General features: G+C 45.3%; 1 protein-coding gene. It reads right to left on the bottom strand.

Going from position 1 to position 925, the window contains the following annotated elements; all coding sequences use genetic code 11:
* On the bottom strand, positions 1 to 918 hold a 918-nt coding region (locus ACS8FD_RS17795; RefSeq protein ID WP_439276829.1), incomplete at its 3' end, for a bifunctional ribonuclease H/3'-5' exonuclease family protein.
* Between the last annotated feature and the right edge of the window lie 7 nt (positions 919 to 925).

A 925-nucleotide genomic window follows, 5' to 3' on the forward strand; every position in this document is an offset into this window, starting at 1 on the left:
ATCAAACGTGGCGTTGTGAGCGATGATTTCTGCGCCATCCATAAAATCATATAACGACTTAGCAACCTGATCGAAGGTTGGCTTATCTGCCAAAAAAGCTTCAGAGATACCGTGAATACGAATGACTTCTTCATCCATACCGCGCTGCGGGTTGATATAAACATGGAGTTTTTCGCCCGTAAACTTACGACCGACCATCTCGACAATACCGACCTCAATCACGCGGTCACCTTTGAGAGGGTCAAGCCCTGTCGTCTCTGTATCCATGATCAGCTGACGATTGGGCTCGCGTCGATGAATAGGCTGTGGTAGTAGCGGACGAAAGTTGGGGTTAGCACGACCAGTATCACCATCGAATTTTGGCAAGTCTACTGACACGTTGGTTGTATCGCTGTTTGTATTCGTCTCATCTGATATCATGGTGTTGATACTCACTGGCTGCGTAGTATTATTTAATTGTTTGACTTGAATAGACTTTGAGTCACTGTTGTCTGACATCTCATTTAAAGAATCTTCGTATAACAATTCTTCGTCTGAATCCTCATCCATCATATTAAAGCCTAACGGGTCATCGTTTAACCAATCATTGGCTTTTTTTTTAGCAGTGTCATCGTCGTTACGTGCAGAGTTACCGACAGATGGTTGCTCGCTGCTAGACGTGACGCCTAGATTGGCCAGCTCATCTGCTTTTTCGTTACCCGCGTGCCCAGCGTGACCTTTAACCCAGTGCCAATCAACATCGCGTGCTTGACAAAGCGTATCCAACTGTTGCCACAAGTCTTGATTGGCTACAGGCTTTTTGCTCGCAGTCTTCCAGCCACGCTTTTTCCATCCTTCAATCCATTGGGTGATACCGTTTTTGACATAGCTTGAGTCGGTCCAAATTTCAAGCTTTATATCTTGAGGACTGTGTTCCAAAGCTTTT

It is taken from the genome of Psychrobacter sp. 1U2, from assembly GCF_051847575.1.